Genomic DNA, 17,386 nt, shown 5'->3' on the forward strand with positions numbered 1-17,386 from the left:
TGGGTCCTTCAGCGGATTCCACGCGGCAGCGCGTGCGTGGCTGCCATGTGGAGGGAGAGGGCGTCGTCGTACGCGGCGCCGTCGCCCTGCTCGACGAGTGCGGTGAGACGGGCGTGGTCGCCGATGATCGACGCCAACACGTCCGGATTGCGCGCCACGGAGTTCGCGGTCATGCGGCGCTGCCGGTCGCGCAATCCTGAGTAGAAGGTCGACAGCAGCGGGTTGTCCCCGTGCGTGACGACGATGGTGTGGAAGTCTGCGTCCTCGGCAGCGAAGCCGAGGGAGTCGCCCGCCTCCGCGAGAACGCGCTGCCGGTCGAGGCTCTCCCGCATCTGTGCGGCAGCGGAGGCCCGGCTGCCCGGATCCTGTGCGAACGCCTCGAGCGATCCGGTCTCGACGAGTCGACGGGCGGCGACGAGATGGGTGGCCTCGTCGGGGGCGACGGGAACCACGAGGGCCCCGCGCTTGGGGTAGAGCCGCATCCATCCTTCGGCCGCGAGCCTGAGGAAGGCCTCGCGGACCGGGGTGCGGCTGGTGCCGGTGCGCTCGGCGATCTGCCCCTCGCTGATCAGCTCCCCGCCCGGCAGCTCGCCGGAGACGATGAGCTCCTTGACCGTCGCGTACGCCCGGTCGGACGACGTCTCGGTTGCATCTGTGTTGCGCACATCTTGTATCTAAGCAGTCGGTACACCGCGTTGCCAGGTGTGTGTGACGGGCATTACGCGGTACGCGCTGCTCGCCGCACCGCAGTTCGCCACCCGCACCCCTGATCGCGGGTGCACCGAACGATCCGAGGAGCGCGGCCGGGCGCAGCGCCCGGTTCTCTGCGCACCGTGGAAGGTGCGCGCGGCGACGAGCGGTGCGCCCGGCGAGGCTCGAGCGCACCGCAGTTCGCCACCCGCACCCCCGATCGCGGGTGCACCGAACGATCCGCGGAGCGCGGGCGCAGCGCCCGGTTCTCTGCGCACTGTGGAAGGTGCGCGCGGCGACGAGCGGTGCGCCCGGCGAGGCTCGAGCGCACCGCAGTTCGCCACCCGCACCTCCGATCGCGGGTGCGCCGAACGATCCGCGGAGCGCGGGAGCAGCGCTACAGAACCGCGGTGTCGAGATCCAGCGTCGTACGGTCCAGGTTCTCGAGCAGGTCGAACTGCGGGCCCGTCTTGGGGAGCTCGTACCGGAAGAAGTACTGCGCCGCGACACGCTTGCCGTCGTAGAAGGCGCCTTCCTTGTCGCCGATCGCGCGGAGCTGGTCGAGCCAGAGCCACGCGACGACCACGTGACCGGTCGCCTCGAGGTACGCGGACGAGTTGGCCAGCGCCACCTCGGCGTCGCCCTGACCCCACAGCGTGCCGGTGACGGCCACGAGGCGATCCACTGCCGCTCGCAGGGCGTCGGCGTACTCGCCCGACATCGCGTCGATGGTCTCCGTGATGGTCTCGACGAGGAGCTGGAGCCCTCGGCCGCCCTGCGCGACGACCTTGCGTCCGAGGAGGTCGAGGCCCTGGATGCCGTTCGTTCCCTCGTGGATGGGGTTGAGGCGGTTGTCGCGGTAGAACTGCTCGACGTTGTAGTCGCGGGTGTAGCCGTACCCGCCGTGCACCTGGATCGCGAGGTTGTTGGCCTCGAGGCACCACTGCGACGGCCACGCCTTGGCGATGGGGGTGAGCACGTCGAGGAGGAACCCGGCGCGATCCGCCGAGTCCTGCTCGCCGGTGATCTGCTCGTCGACCAGCCGGGAGCAGTACAGACCCAGGGCCAGACCGCCCTCGACGTAGGACTTCTGCGCGAGCAGCATGCGACGCACGTCGGAGTGGTCGATGATCGGCACCTGCGGGGCAGCCGGATCCTTGTCACCGACGGGCCGGCCCTGTGCACGGTCCCGGGCGTACGCCACCGAGTGCAGGTAGCCGGTGTAGCCCAGCGCGGTCGCGCCCATGCCGACGCCGATGCGCGCCTCGTTCATCATCTTGAACATGTACGACAGGCCCTTGTGCGGCTCGCCGACGAGATAGCCTGTGGCGCCGCCGTTCTCGCCGAACGCGAGGAGCGTGTTGGTGGTTCCGCGGTACCCCATCTTGTGGTTCAGGCCGACGAGGTTCACGTCGTTGCGCTCGCCCAGCGACCCGTCCGCGTTCACCAGCGTCTTGGGCACGACGAAGAGCGAGATGCCCTTCACGCCCGCCGGACCGCCGGGGATCTTGGCGAGGACGAGGTGCACGATGTTCTCACCGAGTTCGTGCTCGCCGCCCGAAATCCACATCTTGGTTCCGGTCACCGCGTAGGTGCCGTCACCCTGCTCGACGGCCTTGGTGGTGATGTAGGCGAGCGACGATCCGGCACCGGGCTCGGACAGGCACATGGTCCCGTGGAAACGGCCTTCGAGCATGGGCCGGACATAGGCGTCGACCAACTCCTCGCTGCCGTACTCGATGAGGAGATTGGCGTTGCCGATCGTGAGGAAGGGATAGGTCGCGGTGCCGGTGTTCGCAGCCTGGAACCACGCGAGCGACGCCTTCGACACCGTGGTCGGCAGCTGCATACCGCCGAGCGAGTCGTCGAACTGCCCGGAGATGAGGCCGGCGTCGTTGAACACCTTCAGCGCCTGCTCGACCTCGGGAATCAGGACGACCTTGCCGTCCTCGCCGACGTGCGGCTCGTTCGCGTCCGCCTTCTTGTTGTGCGGCGCGAAGTGCTTCACCGCGATCTGCTCGCTGAGCTCCATCACCGCGTCGAACGTCTCCCGGGAATGATCGGAGAAGCGCTTCCGCTCGGTCAACGACTCGACGTCGAGCCATTCGTAGAGGAGGAACTCGAGATCGCGACGAGACAGAACGAGGTGCGCGGGAACATCAGCAGCAGAGGACATGCTTCGAGACTAATACCGCCTAGTAGTTCTGTGTCTCGAGCTCGAGCAGAAGCTGCTTGGCGGCCTCACCGCCGGCGTAGCGACCGGGCGTTCCGTCCGACCGCACCACGCGATGACATGGGATGACCAGGGGCAGCGGATTGCGCGCGCAGGCCGATCCCACGGCGCGGACGGCCTTCGGGCTGGCCGTCTCCGCGGCCACGGCGGCGTAGCTCCGGGTCTCGCCGTAGGGGATGCGCTGGAGATGCGTCAGGACGTCGCGACGGAACCCTGCAGCGAGGCGCAGATCCAGGTCGACGTCGACGACGCGGGACGTCCCGGCGAAGAACGCGTCGAGCCCCCGGACCACCGGGTCGAGCCGGGCCGGCGCTCGGAGCACCCGCGGACTGATGCGGGTGGCCAGCGTCTGCAGGACCGTGTCGTGGTTCTCGACGTCGAAGGCCACGCGCACGACACCTCGCTCGGTGGCCGCCACGAGGAGCGTGCCGACGGGTGAGTCGAGGGTGCGGTACGCGACGTCGAGCAGTCCTTCCTCGGCGGCGCGGTGCGTCAGTCGCTCGTGGAGCGCGGTCAGTTCGGCGGCGGTGGTCACAGCAGCTCACTCCTCGTGGTCGTGCGGCGTAGCGTCGCGATGCCGTCGGCACAGGCACGCCGGGCGGCGGTGGTCGAATTACCCAGCAGCGCAGCGACGTCCGCATGAGGGAGCCCACCGATGTGGTGGTACGCGACGGCCAGTCGCTGAGTGTCGGGCAGGGCCGCGACCGCGGACCACAGGGCGTGGTTCTCGTCGGGCACCATCGTGGCGACGTCCGGAACGGAGTCGGTGGGCACGGGCCGGCGAGCTGCCGCGCGATGAACGTCGACGGCCTTGCGGTGCGCGATGGTCACCAGCCAGGCCTGCACGTTCGCGTCCTCGGGCAGGTCGGGGTACGCCCTGAGTGCGGCGAGGAAGGTCTCCGACCACGCGTCGTCGGCGTCGACGGGACCGACCACGGCGCGACAGACCCGCAGCACCACGGGGCCGTGGGTGGCCACGACGGTCTCGAACGGAAGCATCACGATCAGTAAACGCGTGAGGGCGGCGGAACGTGAGAATCGACGGGATCGCGAGGTGCACCGAGCTGCGTGCACACCCCCTGCGTCAACCGCACACCCCCTCCAGCCTGCGGCAACGGGTGTTCACCACACGCCGGCCGTGTGCACACCCCTTCCAGCCGGCCACCGCACCAGCGCGCGCACCCCGACACTCAGCAGGGGCTGGGGACCCGATCGGCGTAGGACCGGTCGAGCCCGCGCTGCACCATCCACAGTGCGCGGGGGTCGGTGGTCAGTTCCATGTGCCCGGCGGTGTTGCTCGGGCAGCCGTCCTGCACCCAGACGTTGTCCACGGTCGCGCCCGGGCCCGCGGCGAGGAAGGTGTTCTCGGGCGGCGTGGAGACGGTGTCCGCGCGGGTGGCGATCACGGTGTAGTCGACGCCCGGGACGGTGTCGCCGCCCGCGTTGAGCACGTCGAGGAACGACGAGCCGACCATCTGCTGGACGAACGACGGTCCGACGGCCGCGGCGGCGACCTCGCCGACCGGCAGTCCGAACTGCTGCGCGAGCGATCCGACGAGCTGCCCCGCCGAGAACGTGGTGCCGTGATTGGTGGCGCCGAGGGTGACGAGGGTGTGCACCGCGTCGGCTCCACCTTCGAACTTCAGGTACTGGCGCGCCACGACACCGCCCTGGGAGTGCCCGACGACGTCCACGTCGGCTGCGCCGGTGCGTGATCGGACGTCGTCGACGAAGGCACGCAGCTCTCGCGCGGACGTGGCGATGTCGTCGCCGCCGTAGGTCTGCAGCAGGTTCTCGCCGGGCTCGGCGCGGTAGCCGTACTCGAGAGTGAAGACGCAGTAGCCCTCCGCCTCGAGCTGCGGAGTGAGGGTGGACCAGGTGTCCGGACCGTCGACCCAGGTGCCGTGCACCAGCACGACGGGACGGGGATGCTCGGGTGAGCAGGAGCCGGCGGTGTCGGCCGCGGCCGGACCGGCGCCGAGAGGTGCGGTGCTCACGGCCACGGCGAGTGCCGTCGCCGCCGTCAGAAGTGCCCGTCTCATGCGCTGATCGTATCCGAGCGTGTTACTGGTGTGACGGATGGGACTCGTCAGTCGCCTTCCGGTCCGAGCGAGATACCGCGGCCGATCAACCACAGTTCGGGATCCACGTGCTTGTCCCCGACGACGGTCTCGAAGTGCAGGTGCGGCCCGGTCGAGTCGCCGCGGTTCCCCATCGTCGCGATCTGCTGCCCCGCCGCGACCCGCTGACCGGCCACCGCGACCAGGGTGTCCACGTGACCGTAGATGGACACGGTGCCGTCGTCGTGTCGCACGCGCACCCACAACCCGAAGCCGCTCGCAGGGCCGGCCTCGATCACCTGACCGTCCGCCACCGACAGGATCGGTGTGCCGATCGGGCCGGCGATGTCGATTCCGTTGTGCATCGTTCCCCACCGCGGGCCGAAACCGGACGTGTACGTGCCGCGAGCCGGTGAGGCGTAGCTACCGATGCGGGCGCCGATCATGGCCGGTGGCAGCTCGTACAGTCGGCGATCCTTCTCCTCGGCGCTCGCCGCCGTCGAGAGCACGGCGATGGCGGCCGCGTACTCCTCCTCCGCCGTGGCGCGGTTGACCTTCGCGATCTGGCGCAGCGGGCCCAGGTTGCGCTCCGGTTCCGCCAGGAAGCTCGGCCGCAGGTCCGCAGCGGGAGCGGCGACCGCCCCGACGGCCGGTTCCTCGGCCGTCGGCCGGGTCAGGTGGAACACGAGCACCGCGACGGCGAGCACGAGCACGATGGCCAGCGCCTGCGCCGAGACGGTCCGCACCGGAACGGTCGCAGGCGTCGTCACGGGCGGCCGATCGGCCGCCCGTGAGCGCGAGAGCAACTGAACCACCGGAGGAACGCTACCGCTCGGTAAGTCCTCCCGGACCGAGATTCACCGCGCCGGTCGACGCATCAGTCCCCGAGGCGGAGCGGGGCGATGCTCTCGAAGACGTCGCCCGGCCCGGGATTGTCCGTATGTGTCGATCCGCCGAGGTGGTTCATGACTCCCCACACCGCGTTGAGCGCGGTCTGGATGGCGCCCTCGGCCCATCCCGCCGTCCACGAGATGTCGTCGCCGGCGAGGAAGATCCCGCGATGCCGGGGGGCGAGCTCGTCCTGCACGAAGTGCGAGAACAGGCGTTCCTGATAGCGATAGTGGCCGGGCAGGTTGGCCTTGAAGGCACCCATGAAGTGTCGCTCGGTCTCCCACGACAGCGTCACCGGATCGGAGACGATGTGGCTGCGGAAGTCCACCCCGGGATAGATCTCCTCGAGCGATCCCAGCATCAGCGTCAACCGCTCGTCGGGTGAGAGCGGCAGCAGCTTCAGCGAGTCGTCGCTCCACGTGTACGACAGACAGATCACGCCGGGCCGATCGTCGCCGTGATCGAGGAGATACGTTCCCCGACTCAACCGGTCGGTGAGGGTCATGCTGACCAGTTCCCTCCCCGTCTCGGGGTCGACGTCCTTCCAGAACGGTCGGTCCACGAGCACGAACACCTTGGTCGACCCCATGTAGTGGGTGCGTTCGACGGCCGTCCAGTGATCGATGGGCAGCAGGTCGTCGTCGGTGTCGATGGTGTTGAGGAGCATCCAGCTCTGCGCGGTCACGACGACCGAGGCGAACTCGTCCGTCCGGCCCGAGGAGTCGGTCACCGCGAAGGTGTGGTCGCCGGTGGCGTCGTCGGTCCGTCGCCGGATCTCCGTGACACCCGGGCGGGGTGTGCCGCCGTGCAGCGACGCGACCGAGGTGCCCGCCGGCCAGTGCGCCGCGTCCGACACGGCCTCCGACCACAGACCACGTGGCAGGCGGCTGGATCCGCCGACGATGCCGCGGTGGTGATCGTCCGCCTCCGTGGCCACGACGCGCAGGATCTCGAGTATCGAGTTCGGGAAGTCGGTGTCCCAGCCACCGGTGCCGAAACCGACCTGGCCGAATAACTCTCGACGCGCGAACGACGCGAAGTGGGGGGATCCGACGAGGAACCCGTAGAACGTCGTGTCGTCGAGTCGCACCACGAGGTCGTTCCAGATGCGCTTCACCGCCGCCGCGTCCCGGGCGCGGATGGCGCGCTGGAGAGGGACGAGTTCGGACTGTTCCTCGAGCGTGCGCTGCCACGCCCTGGCCACCTCGGCGTACTCGTCGGGGAGATCGGTCAGCTGCCGCGCGTAGTGACTGGTGCCCTTGAGGTCGATGACGGTGCTGGGCGTCGCCTCGGCGAGCGGGTTGGGGAACGGGGTGGTCTCGATGCCGAGGTGGTCGAGGTAGTGGAACAGGGCGGTGGACGACGGCGGGAACCGCATCGCGCCCATCTCGGCGACCGTGTCCTCGTGCCCCTCGAACGGGACCGAGTGCATGCGGCCGCCGATCCACCCCGCCTCGTACACCACGGGTTCGAGTCCCATCCGCAGCAGCTCCCGGGCGGCGACGGTGCCGGCGAGACCGGCCCCGACGATGGCGACGCGGGTGCCGCGGCGCTCCGGAGGGACCGACCCGAGCCCGGCCGGGTGCGCGAGGAAATCGTCGTAGGCGAAGGGGAAGTCGGGGCCGAACATGGTGACCGGCTGCTCACGGTCCCCTGCTGATCGCTCGTGGACCGAGCTGTCGGGAGTGACGGGCGTGGTCATGGGGTCGTCTCGATTCTGGTTCTGTCGTGGCGGGAGGGCAGGGACGGCGTCAGAACCCACAGCACAGTGGTGTCGACCTCCGCGCGGAAGCTGTGCCGACGACGAGGATCGAAGGTGAGCGCGTCACCGTCGTCGAGTTGCACGGTGCGCTCGTCGAGCGTCAGGATCAGCCGACCGGTGAGCACCAGGACGAACCCCACCTCGGCCGGCAGTTCGTACGACTCGTCGCCGCTGCCTCCTCCGCGCTCGATCCTGCCGTGGATGACCTGCACGCGCTGTTCGCCCGCCGGGGTCAGCAGGTACTCCGTCTGGGCATGACCCCCGAGGGCGATCGGGGGGTACTCGCCGGCGCGGACGACGTCGCCGTGCGGAACGTCGTCGAACAGCGACCCCATGGGAATCTCGAGCGCGTCGCACCAGCGCACCAGGACGGCGACGGACGCGGACGCGCGGTCGTTCTCGACCTTGGACAGGTAGCCCTTGGTCACACCGACGGTCGACGCGAGCGCGTCGAGAGTGAGACGACGGGCGGCCCGGGCCTCCCGCAGCCGGTTTCCGATGGTGGACACGCCGCGATCATGCCCTGCTCCGCGTCAGGAAACAAGTGTTGACCAACCGCCTGAAGTGAGGAAACATCACTGCTCATGACCGACATCAGGGGACCTCTGGACGGCTCGCGATACCCGCGGTACATGGAACCGTCGACCTTCGCGCGGCTGCCGCGACTCGACGAGGTCTCCCGGGCGGACGTGAGCATCGTCGGAGTGCCCTTCGACTCGGGCGTGAGCTACCGGCCGGGCGCGCGCTTCGGTCCCGGCCACATCCGCGCGTCGTCCAAACTGCTCCGGCCGTACAACCCCGCGCTGGACGTGTCGCCGTTCGCGCACCGCCAGGTGGCCGATGCCGGCGACATCGCGGTCAATCCGTTCGACATCGCCGAGGCACTGACGACGGTCGAGCACGCGATCACCGATCTGCGCAAGGACGGCAGCACGGTCCTCACTCTCGGTGGCGACCACACCATCGCGCTGCCGATCCTGCGCGCGCTGCACCGCGACCACGGGCCGATCGCCGTGCTGCACTTCGACGCGCACCTCGACACGTGGGACACGTACTTCGGTGCACCCTTCACGCACGGGACACCGTTCCGACGGGCCAGCGAGGAGGGGCTGATCGACCTCGAGCGGTCGCAGCACATCGGGATCCGCGGTCCGCTGTACGGCAAGAAGGACCTCGAGGACGACGCCGTCCTGGGGTTTCAGATCATCCGGTCCGACGACTACGAGACGGACGGGGTGGCCTCGATCGTCGAGCGGATGCGCCGCCGTCTCGACACGGGCCCGGTCTACGTCTCCGTGGACATCGACGTCCTCGACCCGGCCCACGCCCCGGGTACCGGCACACCCGAGGCGGGCGGCATGACGTCGCGGGAACTGCTGAACACCCTGCGCGGGTTGGTGGGAGCGAACATCGTCGGTGCGGACATCGTCGAGGTCGCGCCCGCGTACGACCACGCGGAGATCACCGGAATCGCCGCGTCACACGTGGCCTACGAGCTGCTGTCGGTGCTCGCGCTGGGATCGTAGGCCCGCGCCGCGCCCTTCTCGGAGCGATGAGCCCGGACGCGCCACACGATCAGCGCGATCACCACCACCGCGACCACGATGATCGCCGCGTCCCGTCCCACCGTCTTCGCGACCTGTTCGTACGAGTTGCCGGCGACGAATCCGAGCACCACGAACCCCGTCCCCCAGACGAGCCCACCGAGTGCGTTGTACGCGAGGAACTTCGGGTACGGCATGCGCGACATTCCGGCCAACGCCGGCATCACCGCTCGGAAGAAGGCGACGAACCGGCCGAGGAAGACGGCCGTCCCGCCCTTGCGCGCCAACAGGTCCCGCGCCTTGTCCAGCTTGTCGCGACGCTTGTCCAGAATCTTCATGGCCAACAGTCGTGGGCCGAAGTGCTTGCCGATCTCGAAGCCCACCGAGTCACCCACCACGGCCGCGACGACCACGACCGCCGCCATCGCCACGACACTCACGTGGTCCTGACTCGCCGCGACACCGCCGATGACCGCGGCCGTCTCTCCCGGGATCACGAAACCGACGAAGATCGCGTCCTCGAGGAACACCAGCAGGAAGACGATGAGGAACACCCAGATCGGTGCGATGTCCAGCAGGCGCTCCATCACGGAAGTCATACGACCATGATGGCCCACAACCAGTGAATCGAGGTTCGATGTGGCTCCACGCAATCCGCACGCCATCGCGGACGGCATGATCGTGCGCAGTGTCACACGCCCGGATCGGGTCTTCCGGGTCAGCGGCGATCCCGGCGGGACTCGGGTCAATTTCGTGGCGCTGTCGCCGGGCACGCGCACCGTGGTGAACGGCAGCCCTCGCAACTACCGTCCCGAGACACCGGCCGAGGAGTTCGAGCGACTCGCGGACGCCGGGCGGGACGACGTGATCGAGGACGTCCGTCAGACCGAGCCGGCCGACGACGAATCGGCGGGTGCGAGCGCCGTGGCGGACGAGCCGACCGACGACGATTCCGTCGCCACACTGTGCGTACGCATGCAGGATGCCGTCGCGCGCGTCGCCGACGGCGAGTGCGACCCGGACGACGCCGCCGCGATCGTCAGCGCCGCGGCCGCGCTCAATGCCGCCGTGATCGAGGAGCACGCACGCCGCGGCTGAGCCCACGACACGAAGAACCCCACCGGTGCGCAGGCACACAGTGGGGGTCTCCGAGACATCGGCGGGCTTCTTCACTCGACGGCTCTGGCACTTCGTGATGTCCGGACAACACGAGTACCTGATGCTTGCGATACCCGCTGGCCACCGAACTCAACCGGAGTCGCTGCTGGTGTCCCCGCGTCGTGCGATGATTCTCAACCGTGGAGAGCAGGGACAGCGCCGTGGCGGCGACAGCGGACTCGGAGCGCGCGGAGGCGGACGAGTCGACGTCGCGTGCGGCGGAGTTGGTCACCGAGGTGGCCACCGGGTCGGTCGCTCCCCGTCGACTCGCGGCCATGCTGAGCGTGGTCGGCGGCAGCGTCCGCGACGACGACCATCTGGCGGTGCTGCTGAAGCGCACCGCGGAGATCGCACACGAGGCCGTCGACGGTGCGTCCAGCGTCGGTGTGAGCATCCTGTTCGGCGGCCTGACGTACACGGCCGTGCACACCGACGACCGCACGCTCGAGGTCGACCGCCATCAGTACGAGATCGGTGAGGGTCCGTGCCTCGAGGCCGCCCGGACCGGAGAGATCGTGCGCGTCGACGTCGATGCGGCGCAGCAGCGCTGGCCGGAGTTCGTACACGCTGCTCGCGAGGAGGGCGTGCGCTCGTTCCTCGCCGCGCCCCTGCACACCGCCGACATGAAGCTCGGATCGTTCAACCTGTACGGCACCGCCCCCGACGCGTTCGGGTCGATCGACGAGTCGATCCTCGAGCTGCTGACGTCCACCGTGTCCACGGCGATCGGCGACTACGCGCGCGTGCGGTCGGCCCGCGAGGTCGCGTCGGGCCTGCAGGACGCACTCGAGCACCGCGCCCCCATCGAGCAGGCCAAGGGCATTCTCATGGCGCTGCACGGCGTCGACAGCGACACCGCGTTCGGCATGCTGTCCGCGGAGTCACAGCGTGCCAACCGCAAGCTCCGTGACATCGCCCGCGACTTCGTGGAGAGCGTCTCGCGCGGCGAGTGATCAGCTCGCGCTCCAGCCGCCGTCCATCGTGTACGACGCGCCGGTGATCATCGACGCCTCGTCTCCGACGAGGAAGGACACCAGTGCGGCCACCTCCTCCGGCTCCACCATCCGCTTGATCGCACTCTCGGTCAGCAGCACCTTCTCGAGCACCTCGGACTCGTCGATGCCGTGGACGCGCGCCTGATCGGCGATCTGCTTCTCCACGAGGGGTGTTCGCACGTAGCCGGGGTTGACGCAGTTGCTGCGGACGCCCCGCTCGGCGCCTTCGAGAGCGGTGACCTTCGACAGTCCCTCCAGCGCGTGCTTCGCCGTGACGTACGCCGACTTGTTGGCCGATGCCCGGATGCCGTGCACGGACGACATGTTGACGATGCGTCCGTACCCGGACTCGTACATGTGCGGCAGAGCGGCACGCACCAGCAGGAACGGTGCCTCCACCATGAGTGTCAGGATGCGGCGGAACATCACCGGGTCGAAGTCCTCGATCGGCGACACGTGCTGGATTCCCGCGTTGTTCACCAGGATGTCGGTCTCGAGGGTGAGGTCCGCGAGCGCGTCGACGTCGGAGAGATCCACCTGCCACGCGTCTCCCCCGATCTCGTGTGCCAGCGCCGTGGCGGCGTCACCGTCGAGGTCGGCGACGGTGACCCGAGCGCCGTTCGCCGCGAGGGCGCGGGCGATCGCGGCCCCGATTCCGTTGGCACCACCGGTGATGAGAGCCGATCGTCCTGTGAGGTCCGTCATGGTCACGAGTCTGTGCCCGTCGCGCTCCGTCTTCAATGACGACCTGCGCACCCGCTTCCTGCACAAGTGCAGACTGGACCCATGACCGACGAACGACTCGAGTTTCAGCGCGTGATGCCGTTGCCCGCGGCGGACATCTTCGACGTGCTCTGCGATCCCGACGGCCACGTCGCCATCGACGGCTCGGGCATGTTGATGAGCGCGGACGGCGCACCCGTGACGTCCGCGGGAGACACCTTCGTCGTGCACATGGATCGCGAGGCACTCGGCGACCTCCCGATGGGTACCTACGACGTCGAGGTCACCATCGCGACCTTCGAGCGCGATCGGGACATCTCGTGGACGATCGTCGGCACGGTCCGACCGCCCATCGGTCACCGCTACGGGTACCGGCTCGCGCCGCACTCCTTCGACGACGGCACGGAGGGCACCCTCGTCACGTCCTACTACGACTGGTCCGACATCCATCCCGACTGGCGGGAGCGTGACATATTCCCCGTGGTGTCCGGATCGTCCCTGCGCGTGACCCTCGGCATTCTCGAGCGCACCGTGCGTCGCGGTTACCCTCGACCGCTGCGGGTATCCGACACGGTATGAATCTCACACCGCTGTTCCACCCGCTCGAGAAGGCGACGTTCCTCGATCCGGTCAGCGACCCCGTCGCCGGGAAGCTCCGATCCGCTCTCGAGGGGACGAAGGTCGACGGCCTCCTCCGTGGGACCTTCGTCGGCCACCCGATGCATCCCATCATGGCCTACTCCTCGGTCGGATTGTGGACCAGCGCAGTCTTTCTCGATGTCACCGGTGGAGACTCCGCGGCAGCGCGGCGCCTCATCGGTGCCGGACTGGTGACCGCCCCCACCGCACTGGTGACGGGGTGGGCGACGTGGTCGACGCTCAACGCGGAACAGCGACGAGTGGGTCTGATCCACGCGAGCACCAACGCCGTAGCCCTGGCTCTGTTCACGGCGTCGTATCGCCGGCGCGCGAAGGCAGCGGACGCGTCGTCGCCGCCGGACACCACGTCGAAGGCGCTCGCACTCGCCGGATTCGCCGTCGCCGGTCTGGGCGGCGCTCTCGGCGGTCATCTCGGGTACAACATGGGAGCGGGAGTCGCGGCACGGGCACTCCCGGCGGGCGTGTGAGTACCGACGAGGTGTTCGCCCAGTTGCGAGCACGCGGTGTCACGGCCGAGGGTGCACGGCGCTTCGCGGACGGCAGTGCCGAGAACCTCGATCCGGAGGCCCTCGCGGCACTCACCGAGGCGAACCTCACCGAGGCGCAGCTGCACGACTACGTCACGCAGGCGGCGGAGTGACCGTCCGATAGTGCTCGGCGATGTCGCCGGCGGTGGTGAACCAGACACCGTCGGCGTGCGACGTCAGGTGATCCAGCGCGCGACGAAAGCGTCTGAGCCGGTGCGGTTGCCCGGTGAGGAACGTGTGGGTGGAGATGGCCAACACGCGCGGTGCGCGCCGCGACTGCTCCTTCAGCTCGTCGAACGAGTCGACGACGATGTGCTCGAAATCCTCCGCTGACCCGTGGTGATGGACGAACACCGGAAGGTCGTTGACCTCGTGCGGGTACGGAACACTCAGTAGAGGTCCACCGCGCGTGGCCATCCACACCGGCTGGTCGTCGATCGGCCAGTCGAGCGTGTACTCGAATCCCTGCTCCGCCAACAGGTCCTCCGTCACCCGGCTCGGGTTCGCGCCGGGGCTCATCCAACCCCGAGGCGGCGAACCCTCGTGTGACTCGATCGCCCGTCGTACCGCCTCGATGGTGCGACGTTCCGCGTCCTCGTCCTGCTGGTTCGGCTGCTCGGCGTTGGTGCGGCCGTGGGCGACGACGTCCGCGCCGAGTGCGCGATACGCCGCCACCAGATCGGGAGCGTGCTCGTAGATCTCGGCGTTGACGAGCAGAGTCGGACGAATTCCGCTGTCGCGCAACGTGTCGGCCAACGCGAAGCCGCCCGCCCTGTTGCCGTACTCGCGCCAACCCCAGTTGTAGGTGTTCGGCTGGTCCATTCCCGGCGTCCATCCCAGCCCGGGAGCTCCGTCGTCGTACGGGAAGTGCTCGCAGTTGACGGCGACGTACACCGCGAGGGACGCGCCGCCCGGCCACGAGAACGACGGACGGGACGTGATGGGCGAGTACGGGAATCGGCCGTGCGAGGGCAGTGCCATCACTCGCCCCGACTCGTACGGATCGCGGCGCGGAGGCCGTCGAGATAGGGCTCCATGTCGGTCTCCGACGTCAGCGCCACCGCCTCGACAGGGTGGTGCCGCGCCTCGATCACCACACCGTGGTCGCCCACCGTCGCCGACGCCCACCACCGTTCCTGCCCGCCGTGCATCTCGAAGTCGGTGTCCGCGCCGTTCACCGGCACGACGACGCGACGCGCCTCCGTCGCCGCGATGGCCTCACGTCGCCGCTTGTACTCGGGCGACATCGGCGTCAGACCGATCGCCGACAGCATCGCCTTCAGCGCCGTGCGGTGCGCGTCCTTCGTGGTGGTGGTGACCTCGACGAAGGGACCGTCGATGTCGTCGCCGTCCCAGTCGACCTCACCGTGCCGCAGTGTCACGCTGGTCAGTACGTCGTTCTCCCGCGACCACGGGCCCATCACCCGCACCCCGTTCCACCCGTTCACCGTGTAGGTCGGGAAGGTGGTCGACTCGGCGCGGATCTGATCCTCGATCGCGCGTTGCTGGGTCCAGAACTCGTCGGGCGTGAGGTGGCCGGTGATCTCCATGCCTCCAGTGTGCCCACTTCGCCGTCGTGCGACTCTCACGCCGGAAGAAACACCCGGCCGCGATACGCCTCGCGCACCGTCCTCGTCGCCACCGTCGTCCACGCCGTCACCAGCACGGCGAACAGCACGACCGCCAGTGCCTCGACGACGGACGACTCCAGCGCGCGCCCCAACGCCGCCGCGCCGGTGACGCATGTTCCGACCGGGAAGGTGAACGACCACCATGCCAACGAGAAGCGCAGTCCTCGGCGCGCCGCGTGCACGGTCAGCGCCGTGGCCAGGGCGAACATCATCGCTCCGAAGCCGCCCATCACCATTCCGAAGAGGATTCCCGCCGCACGCAGGACCACCGCCACCTCGCTCCGGTCACCGGTGAACACCATCGCCGCATCGGCACCCAGGAGGTTGGCCGCGGTGACGGACTGGCCGACGACGCCGAGAGTGATCCATATAGTCGGTGCAGCCTGGACCGGGAGGACGGCGCCGTGCAGCAGTCGACCGAGAACCGCGGTCGTCACCATCAGCCCGGTCACGAGTGCCAATCCGAACAGCGCGTAGCAGCCGACGAGCATCGCGAGCCGCCACTGCCCGTCGGCGATGTGCGGGAGGAGAAGTGCACCGGTGGATGCCGAGACCATCGGCGGCACCACGGGCATCAGCCATGCCGGGAGCGCGACCGTGTCGGCACTGCGGCCGCGGGTGATCATCACGTACGGGACGACGACACTGGTCGCGAGCCCCAGCGCGGTACCCACCGTCCAGAGGACGACAAAGATCGAGGTGGCCAGGCTCTGCCCGATGATGTCCACGCCGAGGAGGCTCGTGCCGGCACCGACGGTGAGCAGGGCCATGGGCGGCGCGCCGTAGAACTGCATCATGACCGGGTGGGCCGCGTGGGCCTGCGCGACGCGGCGGTGCGCGAGCCAGTGCGCGGCGAACAGGGTCGACACGACGACGAGGACAGTCGAGGCGAGCAGCCACATGACGACGGCTGCCATGTGGAGCACGACATTCTGCACGGGCAGCGTTGCTGCGGCAGTGGCGACGATTCCGGTCCCCATCACCGATGCGAACCAGTTCGGCGTGATGTGCTCGATCACGCTGCCGGGCGAGTCGAGATCGCGGAGCAGCCCGTGCGATGTCGCGGTCCGGAAGGTCGTCATGCCTTCACAGTGCGCCGGGACGGCGACGATCAGTAGTGGTCGTGCTCTTGTCACCCCACAAACGCTGTTTGTGGCTACTGCCGGGCAATGTCGAGGAAGTCGCGACGTGGACCGCGCAGTGCTGCAGACAGGCTCCAGACCGCGCGCAGCTCACGCGTCATCGAAAGACCGGGAACGTCGATGCGCACCAACGCGCCACTCCGCAGCTCCCCCTCCACCGCGAGGGACGACACCACCGCCGGCGCATTCGCCGATATGGCAGCAGACTTGACAGCGGTGACGGAGTTGAGCTCGATGAGCGGCGGAACCGTCGGGCGGACGGCGCTCTCGTACGTGGTGCGGGTTCCCGACCCCGGCTCCCGTTGCACCAGAGCCGTCGTCTGCAGCAGCTCCATCGACGCCGCACGTCTGGTCGCCCACGGGTGGGACGGTCCCGTGACGATGATCAACTCGTCGTGCGCGACGACGGCGACCCCGAGCCCGGCCGGCACGTCGGGCCCTTCGACGAAGCCGATGTCCGCGCGCCCGTCCAGCACCTGCTCGGCGACCTCCGCCGAGTTCATCAGTCGCATCTGCACCTGGACGTCGGGCGACTGTCTGCGCATCGACAGCATCCACGCCGGCACGAGGTGCTCGGCGACGGTCATACTCGCGGCGATGGTGAGCGTCGCATTGCCCTCGCGCAGAAGCGATGTCACTCCTGTCGCGAACTTCTCGGCCGAGTCGAGGATGCCGCCCGCCCACTCCATGACCGCGACGCCCTCGGGGGTCAGGGCGACACCGCTCGTCCCGCGATCGAAGATGCGGACACCGATGTCCCGTTCCGCAGCACGCACTCGCGCGCTGACCGCCTGCTGACTCAACCCGTGTTCGCGGCCCGCTGCCGTCATGCTGCCCAACCGGGCGACGGACACCATCACATCGAGGGCTCCGAGGTCCGGTACCCGCGGCGACAATGGCATCCGCCCACCGTAGCGACTGCGCCGGTGGGCTCGGGGTCAGCTACCGAAGCCTGCTCGGATACCGACGAGCTGGTACGTGCCGAAGGCGAGGCCGGGCGCACAGTTCACGAGGATGATGTCGCCTCGTTCGCGGTACTCCGCCGCCGTCTCCTGGCAATTCTTCGCAGGCGGGAAGTAGAACTCACCGAAGGTCTGGAAATAGAGCGGGCCGATCGATGGTGCTGCAGACGCCGTCGCCCCGCCCGACAGGGCAATGGCAGCGGCTCCGGCGCCTGCCACGGTGGCACCGACGAGTGAACGGGTGATTCGACGAGACATGGTGGACCTCCTGGCTGGACGTACCGATCGGTCCGTTCACCGTAGGCCCGGCCACACGCCGTGTCCATGGGTCGAGCTGCGTGCCGCTTCCCGCGGGAGCTACGTCGTACCGCGCCGGTTGCAGAGCCCGCGGCAACACGAATCGACCGC

Annotated in this window: 21 protein-coding genes; 6 read left to right on the forward strand and 15 right to left on the reverse strand. The window is 68.9% G+C overall.

Annotated features, from left to right (window positions below; genetic code table 11):
• Positions 1-8 precede the first annotated feature (8 nt).
• The 8 genes from J4E04_RS20495 to J4E04_RS20530 all read right to left on the reverse strand — a co-directional run bounded on the left by J4E04_RS20495 (position 9) and on the right by J4E04_RS20530 (position 8,145).
• Positions 9-665, reverse strand: coding sequence for a GntR family transcriptional regulator (locus J4E04_RS20495; protein WP_490149494.1), 657 nt, complete (start codon positions 663-665; stop codon positions 9-11).
• A 422-nt stretch (positions 666-1,087) separates the two neighbouring features.
• The gene (locus tag J4E04_RS20500; protein WP_056443525.1) at positions 1,088-2,866 is read right to left on the reverse strand and encodes an acyl-CoA dehydrogenase; all 1,779 of its coding nucleotides are present in this window, start codon (positions 2,864-2,866) and stop codon (positions 1,088-1,090) included.
• 19 nt (positions 2,867-2,885) lie between these two features.
• Positions 2,886-3,458, reverse strand: coding sequence for a methylated-DNA--[protein]-cysteine S-methyltransferase (locus J4E04_RS20505; RefSeq protein WP_027506490.1), 573 nt, complete (start codon positions 3,456-3,458; stop codon positions 2,886-2,888).
• Positions 3,455-3,922: an RNA polymerase sigma factor gene (locus J4E04_RS20510; protein ID WP_027506491.1), complete on the reverse strand. Its 468-nt coding sequence runs from the start codon at positions 3,920-3,922 to the stop codon at positions 3,455-3,457. Before J4E04_RS20510 ends, J4E04_RS20505 begins: the two co-directional genes overlap by 4 nt.
• Positions 3,923-4,113: 191 nt before the next feature.
• Positions 4,114-4,965, reverse strand: coding sequence for an esterase/lipase family protein (locus tag J4E04_RS20515; RefSeq protein ID WP_490149495.1), 852 nt, complete (start codon positions 4,963-4,965; stop codon positions 4,114-4,116).
• A gap of 47 nt (positions 4,966-5,012) precedes the next feature.
• The gene (locus J4E04_RS20520) at positions 5,013-5,798 is read right to left on the reverse strand and encodes a M23 family metallopeptidase (RefSeq protein WP_490149496.1); all 786 of its coding nucleotides are present in this window, start codon (positions 5,796-5,798) and stop codon (positions 5,013-5,015) included.
• Positions 5,799-5,860: 62 nt separating this feature from the next.
• Positions 5,861-7,576, reverse strand: a complete 1,716-nt coding sequence (locus J4E04_RS20525; RefSeq protein WP_490149497.1) for a flavin monoamine oxidase family protein — start codon at positions 7,574-7,576, stop codon at positions 5,861-5,863.
• Positions 7,573-8,145, reverse strand: a complete 573-nt coding sequence (locus J4E04_RS20530) for a helix-turn-helix domain-containing protein (protein ID WP_056443515.1) — start codon at positions 8,143-8,145, stop codon at positions 7,573-7,575. The genes J4E04_RS20525 and J4E04_RS20530 overlap by 4 nt, the downstream gene beginning before the upstream one ends.
• A 75-nt stretch (positions 8,146-8,220) precedes the next feature.
• Between J4E04_RS20530 and speB the strand changes: the two genes are divergently transcribed.
• Entirely contained in the window at positions 8,221-9,162 is a 942-nt protein-coding gene (speB, locus tag J4E04_RS20535; protein ID WP_027506493.1) for an agmatinase, read from the forward strand.
• On the opposite strand, the gene J4E04_RS20540 is transcribed toward speB, so the two are convergent.
• Positions 9,126-9,779, reverse strand: coding sequence for a DedA family protein (locus J4E04_RS20540; RefSeq protein ID WP_051613522.1), 654 nt, complete (start codon positions 9,777-9,779; stop codon positions 9,126-9,128). The genes speB and J4E04_RS20540 overlap by 37 nt on opposite strands.
• Before the next feature lie 40 nt (positions 9,780-9,819).
• On the opposite strand from J4E04_RS20540, the gene J4E04_RS20545 reads away from it, so the two are divergent.
• On the forward strand, positions 9,820-10,278 hold the full coding sequence (locus J4E04_RS20545; protein WP_490149498.1) for a hypothetical protein: 459 nt from the start codon (positions 9,820-9,822) through the stop codon (positions 10,276-10,278).
• Between the two features lie 200 nt (positions 10,279-10,478).
• On the forward strand, positions 10,479-11,291 hold the full coding sequence (locus tag J4E04_RS20550) for a GAF and ANTAR domain-containing protein (RefSeq protein WP_056443510.1): 813 nt from the start codon (positions 10,479-10,481) through the stop codon (positions 11,289-11,291).
• On the opposite strand, the gene J4E04_RS20555 is transcribed toward J4E04_RS20550, so the two are convergent.
• On the reverse strand, positions 11,292-12,038 hold the full coding sequence (locus J4E04_RS20555; RefSeq protein WP_490149499.1) for a 3-hydroxybutyrate dehydrogenase: 747 nt from the start codon (positions 12,036-12,038) through the stop codon (positions 11,292-11,294).
• An 81-nt stretch (positions 12,039-12,119) separates the two neighbouring features.
• Between J4E04_RS20555 and J4E04_RS20560 the strand changes: the two genes are divergently transcribed.
• From J4E04_RS20560 to J4E04_RS20570, 3 genes are read left to right on the forward strand one after another with little or no spacing between them, the layout of a single operon-like run.
• Entirely contained in the window at positions 12,120-12,635 is a 516-nt protein-coding gene (locus tag J4E04_RS20560; RefSeq protein WP_490149500.1) for an SRPBCC family protein, read from the forward strand.
• A complete protein-coding gene (locus J4E04_RS20565; RefSeq protein ID WP_027506498.1) occupies positions 12,632-13,183 on the forward strand; it encodes a DUF2231 domain-containing protein in 552 nt (183 codons plus the stop codon). The genes J4E04_RS20560 and J4E04_RS20565 overlap by 4 nt, the downstream gene beginning before the upstream one ends.
• Positions 13,180-13,356 carry a hypothetical protein gene (locus tag J4E04_RS20570; protein WP_155957085.1) on the forward strand — a complete coding sequence of 59 codons (177 nt, stop codon included), beginning with the start codon at positions 13,180-13,182 and terminating at the stop codon, positions 13,354-13,356. The genes J4E04_RS20565 and J4E04_RS20570 overlap by 4 nt, the downstream gene beginning before the upstream one ends.
• Here the strand turns inward: J4E04_RS20570 and J4E04_RS20575 are convergent.
• The 5 genes from J4E04_RS20575 to J4E04_RS20595 form a co-directional block, all read right to left on the reverse strand.
• Positions 13,337-14,224, reverse strand: coding sequence for a polysaccharide deacetylase family protein (locus J4E04_RS20575; RefSeq protein WP_056443505.1), 888 nt, complete (start codon positions 14,222-14,224; stop codon positions 13,337-13,339). The two genes, J4E04_RS20570 and J4E04_RS20575, sit on opposite strands and share 20 nt — an antisense overlap.
• Positions 14,224-14,793: a hypothetical protein gene (locus J4E04_RS20580; protein WP_027506500.1), complete on the reverse strand. Its 570-nt coding sequence runs from the start codon at positions 14,791-14,793 to the stop codon at positions 14,224-14,226. The genes J4E04_RS20575 and J4E04_RS20580 overlap by 1 nt, the downstream gene beginning before the upstream one ends.
• Positions 14,794-14,828: 35 nt before the next feature.
• Positions 14,829-15,956, reverse strand: a complete 1,128-nt coding sequence (locus J4E04_RS20585; protein ID WP_490149501.1) for a TDT family transporter — start codon at positions 15,954-15,956, stop codon at positions 14,829-14,831.
• A 74-nt stretch (positions 15,957-16,030) separates the two neighbouring features.
• The gene (locus J4E04_RS20590; protein WP_056443500.1) at positions 16,031-16,918 is read right to left on the reverse strand and encodes a LysR family transcriptional regulator; all 888 of its coding nucleotides are present in this window, start codon (positions 16,916-16,918) and stop codon (positions 16,031-16,033) included.
• Positions 16,919-16,954: 36 nt separating this feature from the next.
• Complete coding sequence (locus J4E04_RS20595) at positions 16,955-17,236, reverse strand: hypothetical protein (RefSeq protein ID WP_222638897.1); 282 nt, start codon at positions 17,234-17,236, stop codon at positions 16,955-16,957.
• Positions 17,237-17,386 lie beyond the last annotated feature (150 nt).

It is taken from the genome of Rhodococcus sp. NFXS4 (assembly GCF_058139645.1).